This window comes from Finegoldia magna ATCC 29328 (genome assembly GCF_000010185.1).
GTDB classification, from domain to species: domain Bacteria; phylum Bacillota; class Clostridia; order Tissierellales; family Peptoniphilaceae; genus Finegoldia; species Finegoldia magna_H.
In genome coordinates, this window is record NC_010376.1 from 163,442 (window position 1) to 182,274 (window position 18,833).

Here is an 18,833-nt window from a genome sequence, read left to right on the forward strand (position 1 = left end):
TATGAAAGACAGTTTATTTGAAAAGATAATTAAATATTTGTGCATCATATTATTCGTATTGTTTACATTGGGACCACTTATTTGGTGTTTTGTAATCACAATTACTCCTGAATATGAAATGTTAAAAAACACTACAAGCTTTTTGCCATCAGAAATTTATTGGGGAAATTACAAAGAAATTTTCGATGCAACTACCAAATCACACGAAGTTTTATTTGGTGGATTGATGAATTCGTTGAAAATGGCAGCGTTGACAATATTAATTGGAATACCGACAGCAGTTTTGGCGGGATATGCATTTTATAGATACAAATTCTTTGCGAAAAATTTCATCATTAAATTTTTGATGATAACAATAGTAATTCCAGTATTTACGACAATAATTCCAATATATGCGACATTTGCGAGATTTGGATTCTTGGATAAATTATTCTACGTATCCATAATTTACGTATCGGCATTTATTCCGATAACCACTTGGATAATCATGAACTATTTCAAAACATTGCCGAAAGAATTGCTCGAAGCTGCGGAAGTAGAAGGATTAAACGAAAGACAAATATTTTTCTACGTAATACTTCCAATCTCTTATCCAATTATACTCACTTGTGTTTTGATGGTGTTTATAATGAGTTGGAACCAATTCCAAATTCCATTGATACTTCTATCTTCACCGGAAAACAAAGTTGTCACACTTATTTTGTCGGAATTTATGGGTAGAAACGATATAAGTTACGGATTAATTGCATTGTGCGGATTGGTATCATTAGTTATTCCGGCAATAGTTGCGATTATTTTTAGAAACAAACTTATTTCAGGATTAACACAAGGATCTGTAAAAGGTTAAATATTACAATTATCATACACAATTCCTTTCATGAAAAATATCAGAGCATTTTGTGGCTCTGGTATTTTTTTTGCTCAAATTTACATCAGACTCCAACTCCCGAAAATTTATAAAAAATGTTACAAAATTTCAAAAATTTTGTTTTATGAAATTAAAAAATATCAAATAAAAACGAAATTTGCAAAACAAATGTTGGATTTTCAATGTTTTAAATTATAAAAATAAAAATAAAAAAATTTTTTCAAAATTGTTGAACATAGTTCAAAAAAGTGGTACAATAAAAAACGTCAAAAGAAATGAACGTTGTTCAATAGATGAAAGGAGGTTAGTTGTGTCGTATTTGGATGAAAAGAAAAAGGATAATAAATTACAAATAATCCAATCTGCAATTAAGATGTTTGAGAAAAAGGGCGTTGAGAAGACTACTATCAGGGATATTATGAATAACACTGATTTGGGATTGGGAACTTTTTATTCGTATTTTAAGGACAAGGAAGATTTGAAGGAACAAATCGTCCTGTCAAAGGTTGTTGATTTGGTGCTTGAAGCCGAGAAAAAATGCACGCAAGAAGATCATGTCGAGAGGTTTATTAGTTTTACAGATTTTATAATTGATTATTACATTGCTCATCCTTTTGAGTTTGAACTTGTTGCGAGCAATTTGAACTGGGCGTTGTATGCGAAGGTTGAAAATGAAGAAAGATTTGCCGAAGCGGACACTACACTGAAATACATTTTGAACAAGTATTCACAGTTGTTCTCAAAGGAATATTCTGATTCACAAAAATTGTATATTCTTTCTTTGACTATTGAGACTGTGATTTCAACTTGCAAACTTGCAATCAGAAAGGATTCTATTTTATCGATTGATGAAATGAAGTCTGTTTTGGTTGAGGTGATTAAACAAATTTTAAATAGATAAGGGTGATTTACATGAAGAAATTTTCAGAATTTATAGCTAATCATCCCAAGCTAGTGCTTTTGGTTATGACTTTGTTGTTGATTCCATCAATAATTGGTTACAAGGCGACAAATATCAATTACGATATTTTATCTTATTTGCCAACTGATTTGAAATCAACACAAGGTCAATCTATTTTGGATAAAGATTTCAAAAACGCAGCTACTGGGATGTTGATTTTAGAAGGCAGCGACAATGATGCCGAGAAATTGAGAGAACAAGTGCAAAAAATCGACGGGGTTGAGGATGTTATATCTAAGACTTCGATTATTGGGCCAACTGTTCCCAACGAATTTTTGCCAGATGATATTAGAGATGTGTTCTACGCAAAAGATAGTACGTTGATGATGGTTAAATTTAGCGAATCCTCATCTTCAATGAGAACTATGAAGGCAATCGAACAAATCAAAAAAATCGAATCGAAACAAAAATATTTGAGCGGAATTAGTGCTCTTGTAAAAGATACGAAGGATTTGATTGACAAGGAAACGCCGATTTATGTAATGTTGGCTGTGGCACTTGGACTTGTGGTGTTAAGCTTGACGAATGAATCGACTGTAATTCCATTCGTGTTTATGTTGAATATAGGATATGCAGTTATTTATAATTTTGGGACTAATATATTTTTGGGACAAATATCCTACATTACCAAGGCAATCGCAGCAGTGTTGCAACTTGCTGTAACGATGGACTATTCGATTTTCTTGTATCACAGATATGCAGCGGAAAAGAAAAAGAGAGATTCACACGCAAAGGCAATGGCGAAAGCAATTGAAGCGACATTCTCATCTCTTTTCTCATCTTCACTTACAACTTTTGCAGGATTCTTGGTTTTAATATTGATGAGATTGTCTTTGGGTAAAGACATTGGACTTGTAATGAGCAAAGGGGTCTTCATCGGACTTTTATCTACTTTGATTGTTCTTCCACCAATGCTACTTCTTACAGAAAAAGCTGTGGACAAATACAATCACAAGGTATTACTTCCAGAATTTAACAAATTACCAAATTTCGTCGTAGACAAGAGAAAAGTGTTGGCAATGGTATTTGTAGTGTTATTTATTCCAGCGATTTATGGATCTGTAAACACAAAATTATACTACAATTTGGATAGATCATTGCCACAAGATTTGGACTCCATTGTATCTCTTAATAAAATGAAAAAAGACTACAACATGGCAAGTACTCATTTTATCGTCGTAAAAGACAATTTATCTAACACTGCTATGAATTCTATGATTGATGAACTAAAACATATCGACGGAATAAATTCAGTTGTTGGAACAAGTTCGATTACTGGAGTTACAATTCCTGCAACATTCTTACCAGATAAACTCAGAGATAATTTCGTAAAAAACGGCTACGAAATGATTATGGTTAATTCAAAATACCAAACAGCATCTGAAGAGGTGAACAAACAAATCACACAAATGCGTGATGTAATTGCAAAACACGACAAGGACGGATATTTGACAGGCGAAGCTGTTCTTACAGACGATTTGACAGATATTTCTGACCAAGATTTCAAGATGGTTAACATAGCATCATTAATTGCAGTATTCATAATCATCGCAATATCGTTCAAATCATTTGGAATTCCAGTTGTATTGATAGCAGCCATAGAACTTGCAATTCAAATCAACATGGCAATCCCATTCTACTTCAATCAAACAATTCCGTTTATCACATCAATAGTAATCGGCGTAATCCAACTGGGATCTACGATAGATTATTCTATATTAATGACGGACAGATTCTTGTACGAATATCGAAAGAGTAAAGATTTAAATGGTTCGTTGAAAACATCAGTAAAAGAAACTTCCAAATCAATTGTTACAAGTGCCTTATCATTCATGGCAGCTACAATTGGCGTAGGAATTTATTCAAAAATGGAAATAGTATCCACAATATGTACGTTACTTGCTAGGGGAGCAATCATCAGTATGCTTGTAATTATCATATTACTTCCAGCAATATTGAGCGTTACATTCCCATTTATCAAGAAAACAACTAAAAATTTAGCGTAAAGGAGTACAAACATGAAGAAAAATATCGAAAAAATCTTAGCGTTGTCATTAATTTCTTCGATGACATTTGCTAATTTATCATTTGCAGAACAACAAGATTTAATCAAAAAATCAGAAACTGTTTATGTAACAGTAGAAGGTAATGAAATCAAAGACAAGTCAGTTTCTGTGTGGTTAAATTCAGATAAAAATATAAAAGCAAACGACAAATCTAATTTGACAAATGTAAAAGATTTGAAAACAGACAAAGAACTAAAATCTGAAAACGGATATTTGAAATTAGATGAAAACAAAAAAGATATCTACTACAAAGGTGACACTGACAAGAAACTTCCAGTGGATGTATCTGTAAAATATTTCTTGGATGGAAAAGAAATGAAAGCTTCTGAATTGGAAGGAAAATCTGGGCATTTGAAGATTGTAATCACTTCTAAAAACAACAGATACGAAAAGAAGACAATTGACGGACAATCAAGAAATGTATATTCACCATATGTAGTTGTAGCAGCGATGACATTTGACGATGAAAAAGTAAACAACGTATCATCAGACGATGTTAAAATCGTAAAAGACGGCAAAAACGAAATAGTAACTACAGTTATGACACCAGGCATGAAACAAAACTTGAGTGGGATTGTAGAAGACAAAGAATTGAACAAATTCAAAGACGAAGTTTCAGTTGAAATGGACATCAAGGATTACAAACCAGTAGAAATCTATTCTGTAATCACTAATGAATTTTTCCAAGAAAAGAAAAACATCGATTCATTGGATAAACTTCAAAACGGTGTTAAAGAATTACAAGATAATTCACAAAAACTTGTAGATGCATCAGTTAAATTATCTGAAGGACAAGACAAACTAAACTCAGGAATTTCACAAATGCAAACAGGAGTTACCAAACTACGCAATGGTTCACAAAAACTTGCATCATCAACACAACAAATGCAAGGCAAATTCTCAGGAATACAATCAAAAGTAGGCCCTATACAAGGATATGTAGCTCAAATGAATGACGGTAGCTTGAAACTATACAACGGAATTTCAGACTACACAGCTGCAGTTGGAAAAATCAAAGAAAACACAGCCAAAATCAAAGAAGGATCAGAAAAATTAGCGAAAGGTGCGACTGATTTGGACAATGGAGTTGGCAAATTAAAAGATGCCACTTCACAATTAAGAGCAGGAACTGAAAACATGAAACAAATGAGCGCACAAAAAGACCAATTACTTGAAAAATCAACTCAATTATCAAATGGATTGAATGGTTTGGCAGGAAGTTATGGTCAATTAGCAAATACAGTTGAACAAATTTCTGGAAAATCTCAACAATTAAAAGATTCAAGCGCACAATTCAACGAAAAACTACAACAAGTAGCACAACTTGCAGGTGGTGCTGATGGAAGTGCAAACGCAGAAAAAATAGCCCTTGGACTTGAAACATCTGCCGAAGGATTGAACAACGCAATCCAACAATTACAAGCAAAAAATGGAGATGGACAACTAAGCGACACAATAGCATATCTTCAAGCACAAAAAAACGTAATGTACGTTCAAGCACAATCAATCAGAAATGCTGGTTCACAAAATGCTGGGCAACAAAAACTACAAGCAGCATTAAATGAATTAGCACAAAGTTCAAGTGCATTGTCCCAAGGAAACGCCGATTTATCAAATGCACTTATGAGAACATCAGCTGCCATGAATCAATCAAAATCAAAACTTGTGGATTCTTCTAACCAATTATCTCAAGGATTGGGACAAATGGGTGGCGCATTAAATGGCGCAGATGGATTATCAACATTAAAGGATTCCATCGACAAACTTGACGATGCAACAGGTCAAATCAAAGGTGGATCACAATCATTAAAAGAAGGTACATTGCAAAACGAACAAGCAATGGCAATGCTTTTAAATGGAATGGAAGAATTGGATAAGAATTCAAGTGCATTAGTTGAAGGCTCTAAGAAATTATCTGGTGGATTGCAAGAGTTCAACAAACAATCAGCTCTTTTATCTTCATTGTCACAAATAAATGAAAAAGCCATCATTCCAATGAGTAACGCAATCAATATGTTAAACGATGGACTTGGACGATTAGATTCATCAACTGGACAATTAAAATCAGGTAGTGACAAGCTTTCATCTGGACAAAAAGAATTCAGTTCCAAATTAAAAGAATACAAAGAAAAAGGAATTGATGAATTATCCAACAAGACAAAAGATTTGAACAAATTCAAAGACATAATCGATGCTATGAGTGATTTGGCAGTAAAAGATTCTTCATTCACAGGAACAGACAATAATTTTGAAACAAAATCAAGAATTATTGAAAAAATAAAATAGTAATCTTTACAAAAACATTCTATTCTGATACAATCTAATGTATCGATGAAGAGAATATTAGTTCTATACGATTTTTCAGAGAGAAAGTGTAAGGTGGAAACTTTCATTTACGATAGAATGAACCTAACTCGGAGATTATGTCAAAATCATAGGGTTGTCACCTTATAACTAACAAACTAGAAGTGGTATAGCGATCCTTCGTCTTCGTGACGAGGGATCTTTTTTTAGATACATATAACTACTAAAAGAAAGGAACTTATAAATTATGAGAATGAATAAATTTTATATGCCAACTTTAAGAGAGGATCCACAAGATGCAGAAATAGCAAGCCACAAGCTTCTATTAAGAGCTGGCATGATTAGAAAAACAGCAGCAGGATTGTACAGTTATTTGCCATTGGGATATCGAATTGTAAGAAAGGTAGAAAACATAGTTCGTGAAGAAATGGACAACTACGGTTCACAAGAAATTCACATGCCAATAACTCAACCTCGTGAAATCTGGGAAGAATCTGGAAGATGGAAGACATTTGGACCAGAAATGTTCAAGCTCAAAGACAGAAACAACCGTGAATTTTGCCTTGGACCAACAGCAGAAGAATATTTTACAGATTTAGTAAAAGGTGAAATCAAAAGCTACAAGCAACTTCCACTTAATATTTACCAAATCCAAACAAAATACCGTGATGAAAAAAGACCAAGATTTGGAATCAATCGTTCCAGAGAATTCTTGATGCAAGATGCTTATACATTTGATGTCAACGAAGAAGCAATGGGTGAAGCTTACATGAACATGTGGAGAGCGTATGAAGTTGTATTCAACAGACTTGGTTTGGAATACAAAATCGTAGCAGGAGACAGTGGCGCAATGGGTGGTAACAGTTCACACGAATTTATCGCATTAAGTGATGTAGGTGAAGGTGTGATTTGCTACAGCGATGACAGTGATTTCGCAGCAACAGACGAAAAAGCATACGTCTACTATCAAGTAAACGATGAAAATGTAGAAAAACTTTCATCAGAAAAAGTCCTCACACCAAACTGCAAAACAATTGAAGAAGTAAGTGATTTCTTGAATGTTGACGCAGCACATTGTTTGAAGGCTGTGGATTTGATGGTAGAAGGAAAACCTGTAATAGTGTTCATACCAGGAGATCGTGAACTTAACATGTCCAAACTTGTAAGTTATCTGAAATGTCCAGAACACGAAATCGAAATGATGGAAGAACAAGACATCTTGGCATTGAACAGTTCACCAGGATTTACAGGCCCAATAGGATTAGATTGTAGAATCATAATCGATTCAAGAGTTAAGCAAATGAAAAACTTCGTCGTTGGAGCGAATGAAGAAAACTATCACATCAAAAATGTAAACTATGGAGATGATTTCGAAGGAGAAATCGTGGAAGATTTGTTGATGGTACAAGAAGGAGATATCGATCCTGAAACAAAATCTCCATTGAAATTCAAAAGAGGAATCGAAGTTGGAAATATCTTCCAATTGGGACAAAAATATTCCAAGAGCATGAACGCTACATTCCTTGATGAAAATGGAAAAGAACAATTCTTCTGGATGGGATCATACGGAATCGGCGTAACAAGAAGTGTCAGCGCAATTGTAGAACAAAACCACGACGACAAGGGAATGATTTGGCCATTAGTTGTAGCTCCATATCATGTGATCATCACAATTGTTAACACAAAAGATGAAGAACAAAACACTCTTGCAGAAAAACTTTATGAAAAATTACTTCTTCAAGGAGTAGAAGTTCTACTTGATGATAGAAAAGAAAGAGTAGGAGTAAAATTCAACGACCGTGATTTGATAGGAATTCCACTAAGAATAACAGTCGGTAAGAAAGCTGCTGAAGATATCGTAGAATTTTCTGAAAGAAGAACGCTTGAAAATGTAGAAATGTCATCAACAGAAGCTTACGAGAAAGTAATGGAAATCATCAACTCCAACTTGAAATCAGTTGGTGGATTATACAGATAATTTAATTTGATATTTAAAACGAAAACTACGGGTGATAAGGCTCGTAGTTTTTTTATTTCAAAAATGTAAAGCATACTTGACAAAATATGTAAAGCATACTATACTAAAAATGTAAAGTGAACTTTGCAAAGGAGAAAAAATGAAAAATATTATTTCCCAATTAAGAAAAGAAAACAAAATTACTCAGGAAGAATTGGCGAGTGAAGTTGGAGTGACAAGACAAACTATCACATCGATAGAAAACGGAAAATATATCGCATCACTCCCACTTGCATTCAAAATAGCGAAATTTTTCGAAATGAAAATCGAAGACATATTTACAATGGAGGGGGACGATTAAATGAAAAACTTACAAAACTACAGAAAAGAAATAGCGCGTAGAATATCTTTGCTAGTAGTATTTTGCGTCATAGCTCTCTTAGCTATTGTTCTAGGAGCGGACTTTTTGAAAGATATATCACCAAAGACTACAGATAGAACGGACTATGTTTTGGGATTTTTCACAGGAATAGAATTAGTTTGCGTATTTTACATGGGATGTTTGATAAGAGCCTACAGAGATGAAAAATATCTAAAAGAAATGTATACAAAAGAAACAGACGAACGTGAAATATTAATAAGAATGAAATCCGGAAAAAACATTGTACCAATATTGTCATTAGTCATAGCAGTAATCGCCTGCGTCATGTCCTATGTAAACTATGAAGTGTTCATCGCACTTACAGCAGTAGCCATTGCACAAATAATTATAACATTGATACTGAAAATATATTGGAGCCAGAAATTGTAGTAATAAAATTTTTTCCTCGCCACATTTAATTTATCTACGCCAAATCGATAAAAATGGCGAGATTAATCTCGCCAATATTGATTTATCTACGCCATTTATGGTATAATGGCGAGAAAGATGGTGAGAATGTATGAGAGAATTTGATTATTCAAAATTATTAAATCTAAATATTCCTGCAAATATGTACAATTTGATATCAAAAATTTACGAATATAAAGGCAAACAGGAACTTTATGTAGCAAATTTTTCGGATGTACTTGAAAAGATGGTGGAGGTTGCGAAGATTCAGTCGACAAAATCTTCTAATGCAATCGAAGGGATTTCTACAAATGATAGTAGATTAGAAGAATTGATGAATAAAAAAAGTGAACCTAGAAATAGAAATGAAGAGGAAATATATGGATATAGGGAAGTGCTGGATATTATCCACGAAAATTATACGGATATTGACCTTACGAAAAATAATATCTTGACTCTTCATAGTAGGTTGTATTATTACTCTTCTGAAAATCATAAGGGGAAATTCAAAACTATCGATAATAGCATTGTGGAAACAAATGCATTTGGAGAGAAAAAAATAAGGTTTCAACCAGTATCTGCATTTGAAACGGAAAATTATATCGATAAGATGATAAGTGCTTATGATGAAGCAGTAAAATTAAAAGTACCACCACTGTTGTTAATTCCAGTTGTGGTGCATGATTTTTTGTGTATTCATCCTTTTTATGACGGAAATGGAAGAATGTCAAGGCTGTTGACGCTTTTACTTTTATACAAAAATGGGTTCTTTGTAGGGAAATATATTTCCTTGGAAATGATAATTGAAGATACTAAGGATAAGTATTATGAACAATTACAAGCATCGAGCGAGAATTGGCATTCTGGAGAAAATAACGAGTTGCCATTTATCAAATATATGTTATCTGTTATTTATAAAGCATATTTCGAGTGTGATGAAAGATTCAGACTTATAGGAGAGAAATCTTTGACATCTGCCGATAGAATTATGAAAGTTTTTGAAAAAACGTTAAAACCATTGTCTAAGTCTGATATTGTCATAATTTGTCCAGACATTTCTCAAAGAACTATTGAAAGAGCCTTAAAAGAATTAAAAGACACACATTTAATCAAACAAATAGGTAGTGGAAGGGCAACTAAATATATTAAAGCATGATTTTGCGCAATCAAAAAAGCTGTGAGAAAACTCACAGCTTTTGTTTTTGTTAGCAGCAGCAAGATCCGCCGTCACAACCACAGTCGTCTGCAGCAGGCGCAGGGCTGTCTCCACAACCGTCGAACAAACCAAAGTGTTTGCTTCTGTCTCCGACTACATCAAAATATTTTCCGAATCTTGTATCTTGTACCATTGCACAGCTATTTCCACACACTGCCATTGGTAAATCTACGAAAAATCTGTGGTGGTCATCTAGGTCGAAATAGTTGTCGCAGCCTACCATTCCTCCACGATATGTCGCAAATTGTCCGTATTGTTCACATTTATCTTCAATAATTCCTGGCAATTTTATTGCTCTTACAGTTCTTGATGTGAAGTTAACATTACCAACTAATTTTTCAATTTCCTTGTTTTCGATTGGAGCAACAGTTGTTTTAGTGTATCTGAAATCTTCCCAGCCTATTTTTCTCAAAAGTCTTCTGAAATCTTCGACATACATTGCACCAGCTAAGCATTCGCCACGTAATACAGGGTTTTGGTAGATTTCATCTGGAACTCTTCTGTCTGCGAAAATATCTGAGAAGTATAATTCTCCGCCTTTTTTCAAAACTCTCCACACTTCTTTGAACACTTCTTCCTTGAATGGAGAAAGGTTGATAACGCAGTTACTGATTACAACATCGATTGATTCGTCTTCGATTCCAATTGATTTCAAATCTTCGATGTAGCCTTTCTTGAATTCTACGTTTGATTTCTTGTAGCCGAATTTTTCAGCCATTTCGTCTTGGTATTTCTTAGCGAAGTTCAATTGGTCATCAGTCATGTCGACACCGATTACTTTTCCATTTTCGCCAACTAATTTAGATGCAATGTAAACATCCAATCCAGTTCCGCATCCCAAATCCAATACAGTGCATCCTTCTAATGCTGGTGGGATAGGGGAGCCACATCCGTAAAATCTTTTGATGATTTCAGGGTTGATCATACTTCTTATTTCTTTCAAATGATCAGGCATATTATCTTGACAACTACAGATTTTTGTTTCCATTTGTCCTTCTTTTTCTGTAGTTATGTTGCTGTAATACTCTGATACTTGTTTTCTAATGTCTTCCATAAAAACCTCCTATTGTTATTAAATTATTAATTGCAGCTGCAGTTTTTCTTGTTTTGCATTGGTTCGATAAACTTTGTAAACAAAATCGCCGACAAACCGCCACCGATTAATGGTGCAAGCGCATAAACGATGAATGCATCCATTGAGAATGCAACGTTTTTCCATCCAACGAAATATGCCACGATTCTTGGGGCGAAATCTCTCGCTGGATTGAGACCTGCATCAGTCATAGGTCCAATCGTACAAATCAACGCTGTTACTGTTAGACCGATGAATAATGGGAAAATATCATCGCTTGGTCTACCTACGTTGCAACCTTCAGTCATTGAGAAAATTATCATAACCAAAACGAAAACTCCAAGCGCTTCTGCAAATGCAGCAACAGGCATGCTGATTACGCCGTTTGCGGTGTTCGGGAATACTTCGCACCAAATACTTGATGCAGGCGTTGCCACATCCATTGTCACATTCGCTGCATCCAAGCTTTTCTTGATAGAATCTTGAAAGAATACCCACAATGCACTAGCTGCCAAGATTGCTCCGACGAATTGTCCAAGAACATAAACTGGGAAATTCTTCCATGAACATCTTTTTGAAATACACATTGCAAATGTAACTGCAGGATTAAAATGCGCACAGGATAAATTTCTTGTAGTGTAAATTGCAATAGCGATTGCAAGACCCCAAACCATACCAACTTGGAATGGACCGGTGTGAGCTTGATATAAAGTAGCCGTTGCTACAGCGCCAATTCCCAAAAAACACATCAAAAATGTACCGATAACCTCACCAGTAAATCCTTGGATAAGGCTTTCTTTTGTTACGACTTCGCAACAACAATTGTCTCCTTCTGAACTCATTAGTTCACCTCCTGATATTATTAGAGATAAATATTATCGCTATTTAATTGTATAATATATAACAAAACCCGTCAACGAAATTTCACAATTGTTTTAAACGCTAAATTAGGTGTATAATTGAAAGAAAATTATGTGATATTATATAAAAAAAGGAAGTGCGATTATGAAAACTGACAAAATAATTTTGAGAAAATTTACAATAAATGATGCAGAAAAAATGTTTGAAAATTGGTCAAGTGACAGTAGAGTTACGAAGTTTTTGACATGGAAGCCTCACACATCAATAAAAGAATCAGAAAAAATCATAAAACAATGGATAAATGATGACAAGAATATCTACTTTGCGATTTGCAACACTAACAATGAAAACATTGGTTGTATATCAGCTAGTTTAATCAAAGAAAATCCAAAAACTTACGCTATTGGCTACTGCTTGGCATACGATTATTGGTCACAGGGAATAATGACAGAGTCTTTGAAACTAATGCTAAAATATTTGTTTGAAGAAAAACACGCCGTAAGAGTTGAAGCCACACACGACAGGAGAAACTCTGCAAGTGGCAAGGTGATGGGAAACGCAAACATGAAATACGAAGGTTGTCTTAGAAAATCAGCTACAAACAACCAAGGCGTGGCAGATTCTTGTATGTATTCTATGATTGATGAAGACTACGAATGTGATTTTGTGATTCCTGAATTTGATGAGATGAATTTCAGACAAGAATTGTTGGCGGATGAAAAGACGATGAGTTTCAATGAAAAATACGGCGGAGCTATTGATTTCTCAGAAGACAAATGGCGAAATTGGTATGACAAATGGATAAATTCTGACGACAGATTTTACTATTACATTATGGGTCACAACAAGCCTGTAGGAGAATGTTGTATATATAAGGAAGATGATAGGTGGATTTGCAGTTTAATTGTAAAAGATGAATACAGAAACAACGGCTACGGGAAAAAAGGGTTGATGTTTTTGATTGATTTGGCAAAAAAATTAGACATAGATGAGCTATATGACAATATTGGTACCTGTAATCCTTCGTTGAATTTATTTTTGAGCTTAGGATTTGAGGTCGTATATACTAATGAAGAGTATTCAACTGTAAGAATTAAAACACGCTAACTTGTATTAATTTTTTATTAAGAGTATGATGTAATATATAATTTTATTTTTAGATATTTGAATTAGATTGAATTTTAGAATGGATGATTAGATGAAGAATAAGAATTTTTACAAAAGAGCGATACAGGTGGCGTGGCCGTCGGTGTTGGAGAGCTTTTTCATTGCACTTGCAGGAATTATCGACACATACATGGTGTCTTCGATTGGAAGCTCTGCAGTAGCAGCCGTAGGTCTTACAACCCAACCTAAATTTATAGCATTGTCGATATTTTTCGCCATAAACATCGCAACATCAGCACTTGTAGCTAGACGTCTCGGTGAAGAAGACAAAGAAGGAGCAAACAGAATACTTGTCACAGCGATTATCATGGGACTTGTTCTAACAGTTGTGATAAGCACTTTGATGGTGTATTTTTCAGATAGCATATTGAGACTTGCAGGAAGTAACTCAGACACGCATACTGATGCATTGAATTATTTCAGAATAATAATGGGTGGAATGCTTTTTTCCGTAGTCAGTATGGCGATAAATGCAGCACAAAGAGGATCAGGAAACACGAGAATTGCCTTCACGACCAACTTAGTGTCTAGTATTGTCAATATATTTTTCAACTACTGTTTGATAGGTGGTAATTTTGGTTTTCCGAAGATGGAAGTTTCAGGAGCAGCGCTTGCAACAGTACTTGGAACAGTCGTAAGTAGTATTATGTGCATCAGATCTCTTTTCAGAAAAGATGGTTTCGTACAAATCAAATACATTTTCAAGAAGAAAATCAAACCAACAGTTGAAGTATTCACAAGTATCGTCAAACTTGGAACCAATTTGTTCGTAGAAAATATAGCCATGAGAATCGGATTCTTGACAACAGCATTGATGGCAGCAGGACTAGGAACTGACACATTTGCAGCACACAACGTAGGAATGAATCTTCTTAGCATTTGTTTTGCGTTCGCAGACGGGATGCAAGTTGCAGCAGTCGTTCTAACAGGATCAAGCCTTGGCGCTGGCAAGAAAGAAAACGCCAAGATTTACGGCAAAGTCTGCCAACGAATAGGACTTATGATATCTCTTGTACTATCTTTGATATTGTTGTTATTTGGAAAAGGAATATTCCATTTGTTCTTCGACAAACTCTCCATCATAGAAACAGGAGAAATCATCGCAAGATTCATCACAGTAATAGTCCTTCTACAAATCTCACAAATCATCTACGGAGGATGTTTGAGATCAGCAGGTGATGTAAAATACACATTAATCTCTTCAATCATAAGTGTAACAATCATAAGGACAGTAGTAACATACATCCTTGTATCTGTGTTTGAAATGGGAATCGTGGGAATATGGCTAGGAATCTTCTCCGACCAATTCTCTAGATACATGTTCAATTCAATCAGATTTAGACAAGGTAAATGGGTTAACATTAAAATATAAAAAATCGTCTCGTTTTGATATGTACCATCCTTACTGGATGACCCGGTAAAGATGGCACACATCATTTTGAGACGATTTTTTTAATACTCATGTTTGAAAGCATATGCAATATATTTAACGCCAGATATTGTCAAATACATTCCAATTAAAAATACAACCGTAAAAGATGCTCTTAAAGGATTGTACAACATCATAATTCCAAGAATTAAAGTAATAATATTAATTATGATATTAAGATGGTAAAGTCCACCTGGAACAAACCTTAGATATCTTCCGAAACTAATATCGTTGATTGAATCGATAATAAACCAAATCGAGAACACATACGGAATGATCAATACAGCAGATTCGACATTAAAAACAAGAATGAGGCCAAGTATTATATCTATTATGCTTATCCAAAAGAATAATTTTATGTTCAGTCTTGTAAAATCTTTTATCTTTTTATAAATTAAAACTCCGCCTACGCCTTTAACAATTGCAATTATTCCAAAATAAATCACCAGACTCGCTAAGCTGGCATATGGATTTTTAAAAGCTATGAATGAAACTATAATAAAACAAATACCTGTAATAAGAGAAAACCAATCAACTGATTTCTTTTCTTCTACCATACTAACACCTCCTTAAATTGTTGATATACTTTATATACCCAGATTTAAAGAATATTATTCACTAAATATTAAGAAAATTATTAACAACACTTTGTTGAAAGTTAAAACGAAAATTGTTGGATGAAAATTTGTCGCAAGTTAAAACGAAAAATGTTACCGAAAATTACTGACGACACTTCTTAGCAATAAAAACAAAAATAGTTTTAGATAAGAATATCATTCGTAAAAAATAATCACAAATTCTAGCGAAGTGAACCGTGAAAAAATCTCACTCGTGCCAGAGCGAAGCTCGCACTTGAGATTTTAGGTTCACAAGCTTTGAATTTGTTTATTTTTGGAGACAGATATTCGTGCTAAATTATTTTTGTTTTTGATATACACCTTGCAAGCAAAAAATCTCCCAAAACTCATTTTATTCCACGCTCTTTTATTATATAATAAGGAAGGAAACAAATTTTTCGTAAAAAACTTGAAATTTTACAAAAAAACTTCAAAAAGGTGTTGACATTGTTGTATAGACAATGTATAATACCAGTTGTGCCTAAAGTTAGTAAGCGTAGAAGTGGAAGGTTGCTCGGGAAACGTGATTAATCTTCCGAGGTAATTTTCACCGAGAAGTCCTACACGATTAGGGCGATGGGTTAAACTTTTTAAAAAAGTTTTTTAAATTTTAGGTCACTGTACACCCGGGAGGGTGTATGAACATAACCCAGCAAGACGCTTCTTCAAAAATTTAGAGGAGGTGCCTAAATGGCAAATCAAAAAATCAGAATCAGACTAAGAGCTTATGATCACGAATTAATCGATCAATCAGCTCAAAAAATCGTTGAGGCAGCTAAGAGAACTGACGTTAAAGTTTCAGGTCCTATTCCGTTGCCAACAGAAAAAGAAGTTATTACAATCTTAAGAGCTGTTCACAAGTACAAAGACTCAAGAGAACAGTTCGAACAAAGAACACATAAGAGATTAATCGATATCATTAATCCTAACGCAAAGACATTGGAAGCGCTTAAAAAGCTTAACCTTCCTGCCGGCGTAGATATCGAAATTAAACTTTAATCTTAGTATGATTGTAAAGCAATCCGCTGTAAGTAAATTTTAATGTGGATATCACACTATAGGAGGTGTACTCAATGAAGAGTATTTTAGGTAAAAAAATCGGAATGACTCAAATCTTCAACGAAGACGGTAGTGTTGTTCCAGTAACTGTCATTGAAGCGGGTCCAATGGTTGTTACACAAATCAAAACTAAAGAAAAAGAAGGATATAACGCAATTCAAGTTGGTTACATTGAAAAGAAAGAAAAACATGTAAACCAACCAATGAGAGGTCATTTTGGCAAAGCAGGCGTTTCATTCAAGAAACACTTAAGAGAGTTCAAAATTAATGATGACGAACAATTTAACCTTGGCGATGAAATCAAATTAGATATTTTCCAAGACGGAGACGTTGTGGATGTTATCGGTATTTCAAAAGGTAAGGGAACTCAAGGTGCAATAGTTAGACACAACTATTCAAGAGGACCTATGGGACACGGTTCTAAATCACACAGAGTTGCAGGTGCAAGAAGTGCCGGATCTTATCCAGCAAGAGTTTTCAAAGGACGTAAAGGTTCTGGAAAGATGGGTCACGACCGTGTAACTGTTCAAAACTTGAAAATTGTTAAAGTTGACAATGAAAGAAACTTACTTCTTATTAAGGGAGCTGTTCCAGGAAACAAAGGTGGAGTAGTTACTGTTAGAGAAGCTATTAAGTCAAAATAGGAAGGAGGATGAAACATGCCTAAAGTTCAAATTTTAAACCAACAAGGAGAAAATGTTGGAGAATTAGAATTAAATGAAGCCATTTTCGGCGTTGATGTTAATGAGCACGTTGTTTACGAAGTAGTTAAAAACCAACTTGCTAATAAAAGACAAGGCACACAATCTGCTAAAACTCGTAGTGAGGTAAGAGGTGGAGGAAGAAAGCCTTGGAGACAAAAAGGTACAGGTAGAGCAAGACAAGGATCTATCAGATCTCCACAATGGAGAGGTGGTGGGGTAGTATTCGCTCCAAAGCCTAGAGATTACAGCTACGCTGTTCCTAAAAAAGTTAGAAGACTTGCAATCAAATCAGTATTAACTGAAAAAGTTAATGACAACGAAATGATCGTTTTAGATAAATTAAACTTAGATGCTATTAGCACTAAAAAAGCTGTTGAAGTATTAAAGAATATTAAAGCAGACAAGAAAGCTCTAGTAGTTATCGATAAAAATGATGATACACTTTACAGATCATTTAGAAATATTGAAAATGTAGCTATTTGTGAAGCTAAATTAATCAATGTATATGATTGTTTGAAATACAACTCATTAGTTATTACAACTGATGCTGTTAAAATTCTTGAGGAGGTGTTTCAATAATGAAATCACCATATGATATTATCTTGAAACCAATTATTTCTGAAGATTCTATGGAAAAAATGGAAGACAAGAAATATGTTTTCAAAGTTGACAAAAATGCTAATAAAATAGAAATCAGAAACGCTATCGAAAAGATTTTTGATGTTAAAGTAAAATCTGTTAACACTATGAACGTTAAAGGAAAAGTTAAAAGAATGGGCGCTCACAGTGGTAAGAGATCTGATTGGAAGAAAGCTATAGTTGCATTAACAGAAGATTCAAAAGAAATTGAATTTTTCGAAGGAATGTAATTAAGGGGGTAAAAACATGGCAATAAAAAAATATAAACCGACTTCTGCCGGTGTACGTGGTATGAGTGTTTTATCATTTGATGAAATCACAAAAACTACTCCTGAAAAATCATTAACTGTTAGCTTGAACAAATCTGGCGGAAGAAACTCTTATGGTAGAGTAACTATTCGTCACAGAGGCGGCGGAGCTAAGAGAAAATATAGAATTATAGATTTTAAGAGAAATAAAGACGGTATCAAAGCTGTTGTTAAATCAATCGAATACGATCCAAACAGAACAGCAAATATCGCTTTGTTACAATATGAAGATGGTGAAAAAAGATACATCATCCAACCAGTAGGACTAAAAGTTGGAGATGTAGTTGAAAGTGGTGCTGATGTAGATATCGTACCTGGTAATGCTCTTCCATTGAGAAACATTCCAGTTGGTACTACAGTTCACAACATCGAAATGAAAGTTGGCAAAGGAGCTCAATTAGTTAGAACAGCTGGTGCTGAAGCACAACTTATGGCTAAAGAAGGTAAATTTGCTCAATTAAGATTACCATCAGGAGAATTCAGATTAATTCACCTTGACTGTAAAGCTACTGTAGGTCAAGTTGGAAATATCTCTCACGAATTAGTTACAATCGGTAAGGCTGGACGTAACAGACACTTAGGTAAGAGACCTTACGTAAGAGGTTCAGCAATGAACCCAGTAGATCACCCTCACGGTGGTGGTGAAGGTAGAGCACCAATCGGTAGACCAGCTCCTTCAACTCCATGGGGTAAACCAGCACTTGGACTTAAGACTCGTAAGAAAAACAAAAAGTCTAATAAGTACATTGTAAGAAGAAGAAAGAAATAACGGAGGG

At 34.4% G+C, this 18,833-nt stretch carries 18 protein-coding genes; 15 read left to right on the plus strand and 3 right to left on the minus strand.

Features of this window, described 5'->3' with window-relative positions; genetic code table 11:
• The first annotated feature begins 1 nt into the window (after window position 1).
• The 8 genes from FMG_RS00730 (at window position 2) to FMG_RS00765 (ending at window position 10,141) form a co-directional block, all read left to right on the plus strand.
• Window positions 2–847 (plus strand): carbohydrate ABC transporter permease, encoded by an 846-nt coding sequence (locus FMG_RS00730; RefSeq protein ID WP_012290203.1) that lies wholly within the window; start codon window positions 2–4, stop codon window positions 845–847.
• A gap of 331 nt (window positions 848–1,178) precedes the next feature.
• Window positions 1,179–1,769, plus strand: coding sequence for a TetR/AcrR family transcriptional regulator (locus tag FMG_RS00735; RefSeq protein WP_012290204.1), 591 nt, complete (start codon window positions 1,179–1,181; stop codon window positions 1,767–1,769).
• A gap of 11 nt (window positions 1,770–1,780) precedes the next feature.
• Window positions 1,781–3,835, plus strand: a complete 2,055-nt coding sequence (locus tag FMG_RS00740; protein WP_012290205.1) for an efflux RND transporter permease subunit — start codon at window positions 1,781–1,783, stop codon at window positions 3,833–3,835.
• Window positions 3,836–3,847: 12 nt separating this feature from the next.
• Complete coding sequence (locus FMG_RS00745) at window positions 3,848–6,181, plus strand: hypothetical protein (RefSeq protein ID WP_012290206.1); 2,334 nt, start codon at window positions 3,848–3,850, stop codon at window positions 6,179–6,181.
• A gap of 265 nt (window positions 6,182–6,446) precedes the next feature.
• Window positions 6,447–8,177 (plus strand): proline--tRNA ligase, encoded by a 1,731-nt coding sequence (locus FMG_RS00750; RefSeq protein WP_002841123.1) that lies wholly within the window; start codon window positions 6,447–6,449, stop codon window positions 8,175–8,177.
• A 139-nt stretch (window positions 8,178–8,316) separates the two neighbouring features.
• Window positions 8,317–8,517, plus strand: a complete 201-nt coding sequence (locus FMG_RS00755) for a helix-turn-helix transcriptional regulator (RefSeq protein WP_002841109.1) — start codon at window positions 8,317–8,319, stop codon at window positions 8,515–8,517.
• The gene (locus FMG_RS00760) at window positions 8,518–8,967 is read left to right on the plus strand and encodes a hypothetical protein (RefSeq protein WP_012290207.1); all 450 of its coding nucleotides are present in this window, start codon (window positions 8,518–8,520) and stop codon (window positions 8,965–8,967) included. It abuts the gene before it with no gap.
• Window positions 8,968–9,097: 130 nt separating this feature from the next.
• Window positions 9,098–10,141 (plus strand): Fic family protein, encoded by a 1,044-nt coding sequence (locus FMG_RS00765; protein ID WP_012290208.1) that lies wholly within the window; start codon window positions 9,098–9,100, stop codon window positions 10,139–10,141.
• Between the two features lie 49 nt (window positions 10,142–10,190).
• On the opposite strand, the gene FMG_RS00770 is transcribed toward FMG_RS00765, so the two are convergent.
• Both FMG_RS00770 and FMG_RS00775 read right to left on the minus strand, forming a co-directional pair.
• Window positions 10,191–11,255 carry a methyltransferase domain-containing protein gene (locus FMG_RS00770; protein WP_012290209.1) on the minus strand — a complete coding sequence of 355 codons (1,065 nt, stop codon included), beginning with the start codon at window positions 11,253–11,255 and terminating at the stop codon, window positions 10,191–10,193.
• 26 nt (window positions 11,256–11,281) lie between these two features.
• The gene (locus FMG_RS00775) at window positions 11,282–12,115 is read right to left on the minus strand and encodes an MIP/aquaporin family protein (protein ID WP_012290210.1); all 834 of its coding nucleotides are present in this window, start codon (window positions 12,113–12,115) and stop codon (window positions 11,282–11,284) included.
• 163 nt (window positions 12,116–12,278) lie between these two features.
• Between FMG_RS00775 and FMG_RS00780 the strand changes: the two genes are divergently transcribed.
• Window positions 12,279–13,241 (plus strand): GNAT family N-acetyltransferase, encoded by a 963-nt coding sequence (locus FMG_RS00780; RefSeq protein WP_002837388.1) that lies wholly within the window; start codon window positions 12,279–12,281, stop codon window positions 13,239–13,241.
• A 91-nt stretch (window positions 13,242–13,332) separates the two neighbouring features.
• A complete protein-coding gene (locus FMG_RS00785; protein ID WP_002837389.1) occupies window positions 13,333–14,673 on the plus strand; it encodes an MATE family efflux transporter in 1,341 nt (446 codons plus the stop codon).
• Between the two features lie 80 nt (window positions 14,674–14,753).
• On the opposite strand, the gene FMG_RS00790 is transcribed toward FMG_RS00785, so the two are convergent.
• Window positions 14,754–15,287 carry an HdeD family acid-resistance protein gene (locus FMG_RS00790; RefSeq protein WP_002841117.1) on the minus strand — a complete coding sequence of 178 codons (534 nt, stop codon included), beginning with the start codon at window positions 15,285–15,287 and terminating at the stop codon, window positions 14,754–14,756.
• 750 nt (window positions 15,288–16,037) lie between these two features.
• Here FMG_RS00790 and rpsJ point away from each other — a divergent pair.
• From rpsJ to rplB, 5 genes are all read left to right on the plus strand, one after another.
• On the plus strand, window positions 16,038–16,346 hold the full coding sequence (gene rpsJ, locus FMG_RS00795; RefSeq protein ID WP_002836107.1) for a 30S ribosomal protein S10: 309 nt from the start codon (window positions 16,038–16,040) through the stop codon (window positions 16,344–16,346).
• A gap of 74 nt (window positions 16,347–16,420) precedes the next feature.
• Complete coding sequence (gene rplC / locus FMG_RS00800; protein ID WP_002840170.1) at window positions 16,421–17,050, plus strand: 50S ribosomal protein L3; 630 nt, start codon at window positions 16,421–16,423, stop codon at window positions 17,048–17,050.
• Window positions 17,051–17,065: 15 nt separating this feature from the next.
• Window positions 17,066–17,689: a 50S ribosomal protein L4 gene (gene rplD / locus FMG_RS00805; RefSeq protein ID WP_002837375.1), complete on the plus strand. Its 624-nt coding sequence runs from the start codon at window positions 17,066–17,068 to the stop codon at window positions 17,687–17,689.
• Window positions 17,689–17,979 carry a 50S ribosomal protein L23 gene (rplW, locus tag FMG_RS00810; RefSeq protein ID WP_002836110.1) on the plus strand — a complete coding sequence of 97 codons (291 nt, stop codon included), beginning with the start codon at window positions 17,689–17,691 and terminating at the stop codon, window positions 17,977–17,979. Before rplD ends, rplW begins: the two co-directional genes overlap by 1 nt.
• 16 nt (window positions 17,980–17,995) lie before the next feature.
• Complete coding sequence (gene rplB / locus FMG_RS00815) at window positions 17,996–18,826, plus strand: 50S ribosomal protein L2 (RefSeq protein ID WP_002837367.1); 831 nt, start codon at window positions 17,996–17,998, stop codon at window positions 18,824–18,826.
• The last annotated feature ends 7 nt before the right edge of the window (window positions 18,827–18,833 follow it).